Raw genomic sequence first — 4,246 nt, 5'->3', positions numbered from 1 at the left:
TTGTCGAACTGCAGCTTCGTCAGGTTGTACGACGCCTGCGCGGTCTTCAGCGTGTTTTCCGTGACCTTCAGCAGGTCGTCGGTCGACAGGAGCGTCAGGTACTGATCGGCGACTTGCGACACCAGCGAGATCTCGCTCGCCTGCCGTGCGTACGCGGTCGACAGGTACTGCGCGAGCGCCTGGTCCTTCAGGCTCTGCACGCGGCCGAACAGGTCGAGCTCCCACGACGCGGACAGGCCCACGTTGTAGACCCGCGACAACGTCGCGGGCGCGCCCGCCGATGCGATCCCGGCCGGATAACGCTGGAGGCTGTCGCTGCCGACCCCGCCCAGCGTCGGGAACAGGCCCGCGCGCGTGATCTGGTACTGCGCGCGCGCCGCCTCGATGTTCAGCACCGACACGCGCAGGTCGCGGTTGTTCTTCAGCGCGATCTCGATCAGCCGCTGCAGGCGCGGATCGACGAAGAATTCGCGCCAGCCGATGGCGGTTGCCGCCTCGCCGTTCGCGCTGCGCGCGCCGGCCGCACCCGGCTGCGTCGCATAGACGCCGCTCGCCGGGTACGCCTGCGCAACGGGCGCGTCAGGCCGCTTGTAATGCGGCGCCATCGTGCAGCCCGCGGCGAACAGCGCGGCAGCCAGTGCGGCCGCGCTTGCAGTCAAAGCGTGTTTTTGCATCGTTAGTGCCCCTTCGAATCGTGTGCGTCGCCGCGATCGCGCTGCAGGTCGCCCTGCACGAGACGCCATGCGTCGTCGACGTTTTCCGTCTCGCCGCTGAAGATCGCGCGAACCCTCACGAAGAACATCGGGATCATGAAAATGGCGAGGAACGTCGCGGTAATCATCCCGCCAATCACACCTGTGCCGATTGCATGCTGGCTGGCCGAACCCGCGCCGTTGCTGATCGCGAGCGGCAGCACGCCCAGCATGAATGCGAGCGACGTCATCAGGATCGGGCGCAGCCGCAGGCGTGCCGCCTCGATCGCCGCACGCACCGGCCCCATGTTGTCCTTCGTCTGCAACTCGCGCGCGAACTCGACGATCAGGATCGCGTTCTTCGCGGACAGGCCCACGGTGGTCAGCAGGCCGACCTGGAAGAACACGTCGTTCTCGAGGCCGCGCAGCATCGTCGCGAGCAGCGCGCCGACCACGCCGAGCGGCACGACCATGATCACCGAGAACGGAATCGACCAGCTTTCATACAGTGCCGCGAGACACAGGAACACGACGAGGATCGAGATCGCGTACAGGATCGGCGCCTGCGAACCGGACTGGATTTCCTGGAACGACAGGCCCGTCCACGAATAGCCGATACCTTCCGGCAGCTTGCTCGCGAGCGCTTCCATCGCGGCCATCGCCTGGCCCGTCGACTTGCCCTCCGCGGCCTGCCCCTGGATCTCGATCGACGACACGCCGTTGTAGCGTTCGAGCTTCGGCGAACCGTACGTCCAGTGCCCGGTCGCGAACGCGCTGAACGGCACCATCCCGCCCGCACTGTTGCGGACGTACCAGATGTTCATGTCTTCCGGCGTCATCCGGAACGGCGCGTCCGACTGCACATAGACCTTCTTGATCCGGCCGTCCGTATCGAGGAAGTTGTTCACGTACTGCGACGCCCACGCGATCGAGAACGTCTGGTCGATCGCGGCAGCCGTGACGCCCAGCGCATTCGCCTTCTCGCGATCGATGTCGACCTTGTACTGCGGCGTATCGTTCAGGCCGTTCGGACGCACGAGCGCCAGCGCGGGATCCTTCGCGGCCATGCCGAGCAACTGGCCGCGCGCGGCCATCAGCGCTTCGTGGCCGAGACCGGCGTTGTCCGTCAGTTCGAAGTCGAAGCCGGCCGCCGTACCGAGTTCGGGAATCGACGGCGGGTTGAACGGGATCACCATCGCGTCTTTGTACTGCGCATAGTGCGCGAAGGTCCGCCCGATCAGCGCCTGGACCTTTTGATCCGAACGCTGGCGATGCTCGTACGGTTTCAGCTTCACGAACACGAGCCCCGCGTTCTGACCGCGGCCCGCGAAACTGAAGCCGTTGACCGTGAACACCGAATCGACCACGTCCTTCTCCCGGGTCGTCAGGTACGTGTTGATGTCGTCGAGCGTCTTGCCGGTCGTCTCCTGCGTGGAGCCGGACGGCGTCTGCACGATCATGAACATGTAACCCTGATCCTCGTCCGGCAGGAACGACTTCGGCAGGCGCACGAACATCACGCCGACCGCGACGAACACGGCCAGGTAGATCACGAGCCAGCGGCCCGAGCGGCGGATCACGTGATTCACGCCGCCCGTATAGCGATCGCGGCTGCGATCGAAGGTCCGGTTGAACCAGCCGAAGAAGCCCTTCTTCTCTTCGTGATGCCCTTGCGGGATCGGCTTGAGGATCGTCGCGCACAGCGCCGGCGTCAGAATCAGCGCAACCAGCACCGACAGCACCATCGCCGACACGATCGTCAAAGAGAACTGACGATAGATCGCGCCGACCGAGCCGCCGGAGAACGCCACCGGCACGAACACCGCCGACAGCACCAGCGCCACGCCAACGAGTGCGCCGGTGATCTGGCTCATCGCCTTGCGGGTCGCCTCCTTCGGCGACAGCCCCTCCTCCGCCATCACGCGCTCGACGTTCTCGACCACCACGATCGCATCGTCCACCAGCAGGCCGATCGCAAGCACGAGGCCGAACATCGACAGCGTGTTGATCGAGAAGCCGGCGAGCCCCATGATCGCGAACGTACCGAGCAGCACCACCGGCACCGCGATCGTCGGGATGATCGTCGCCCGCAGGTTCTGCAGGAACAGGTACATCACGAGGAACACGAGCACGATGCCTTCGATCAGCGTCTTGACCACTTCCTCGATCGACAGGCGCACGAACGGCGTCGTGTCGTACGGATAGTGGACGACGAGACCGTGCGGGAAGTACTTCGACAGCTCGTCGATCTTGGCCCGCAGCGCCGTCGCGGTTGCCAGCGCGTTCGCACCGGTCGCGAGCTGAATACCGAGGCCGGCCGTCGGCTGTCCCATGTACTTCGTGTCGAACGTGTAGTTTTCCGAACCCAGCGCCGCACGGCCGACATCCTTCAGGCGGACCTGGGACCCGTCCTGGTTGACCTTCAGCAGGATGTTGCCGAACTGCTCGGGTGTGCGCAGCAGCGTCGATTCGGTGATCGTCGCCTGCAGCACGGTGCCCGGTTTCGCCGGCGTGCCGCCGATCTGGCCGCCCGCGATCTGCACGTTCTGCTGCGTGATCGCGGCCGTCACGTCGGTCGGCGTGAGACTGTAGTTGGTCAGCTTGACGGGATCGAGCCAGATGCGCATCGAGAACTGCGAGCCGAGCAGCAGCGTCTGGCCGACGCCGTTCACGCGGCTGAGCGGATCGAGCACGTGCGACGCCACGTAGTTCGTCAGGTCCTCCTTCGACAGGCTGCCGTCCTCGGAGTTGAACGCGAACCACATCAGCCAGTTGCTGCTCGACTTCGTCACCTGCATGCCGAGCTGCTGCACGACCTGCGGCAGGTTCGGCGTCGCGAGCGACAGCTTGTTCTGCACCTGCACCTGCGCGACGTCGGGATTCGTGCCCGGCGCGAAGGTCAGCGTGATCGTCGCGTTGCCCGAATCGTCGCTCGTCGACGACATGTACAGGAAGTTGTCGAGGCCGCTCATCTGCTGCTCGATCACCTGCGTCACCGTGTCTTCCACCGTCTTCGCGGAAGCGCCCGGATAGTTCGCCTGGATCTGGATCGTCGGCGGTGCGATCGTCGGATACTGCGCGATCGGCATCTTGAAGATCGATGCGACGCCGGCCAGCATCAGCACGATCGCGATCACCCACGCGAAAATCGGGCGATCGATAAAGAACTTGGCCATGAAACGGACTCCTTGTTATTGCGCGGCCGACGCGGCGGCCGAACTCGCAGCTGCATGGTCGGCCGTGCTCGCCGGCGCGACGCCGGACGCATTCGCGACGCCTGCCGGTGTACCGGCTCCGGCGTCCGGCGCGGACGCGAGCTGCGCGGGCACCGTCTTCACGGTTACGCCCGGGCGCACCTTGTCGACGCCCTGCACGATCACGTGATCGCCCGCTTCCAGACCGCCTTCGACGACCCAGTTCTGGCCCTGCATGCCAACCGTCTTCAGCGGACGCGGTTCGACCTTGTTGCTCGCGTTCACGACCAGGGCGACAGCCTGCCCCTTCTGGTCATGCGTGACGCCGATCTGCGGCACCAGGAACGCGTTCTCGTTCAC

The 4,246-nt window shown here is 65.3% G+C and carries 3 protein-coding genes; all 3 read right to left on the bottom strand.

Annotated features, from left to right (window positions below; genetic code table 11):
- On the bottom strand, positions 1–674 hold a 674-nt coding region (locus tag GQ57_RS08120), incomplete at its 3' end, for a TolC family protein (protein WP_034197603.1).
- 2 nt (positions 675–676) lie between these two features.
- The gene (locus GQ57_RS08115; RefSeq protein ID WP_031398022.1) at positions 677–3,868 is read right to left on the bottom strand and encodes an efflux RND transporter permease subunit; all 3,192 of its coding nucleotides are present in this window, start codon (positions 3,866–3,868) and stop codon (positions 677–679) included.
- A gap of 15 nt (positions 3,869–3,883) precedes the next feature.
- On the bottom strand, positions 3,884–4,246 hold a 363-nt coding region (locus tag GQ57_RS08110), incomplete at its 5' end, for an HlyD family secretion protein (RefSeq protein ID WP_200880655.1).

The organism is Burkholderia sp. MSh2 (assembly GCF_000731655.1).
In the GTDB taxonomy this organism is placed as follows: Bacteria; Pseudomonadota; Gammaproteobacteria; order Burkholderiales; family Burkholderiaceae; genus Burkholderia; species Burkholderia paludis.
Note: the sequence above shows the minus strand (reverse complement) of the source record. Positions and strands in the feature narration are given on the sequence as shown.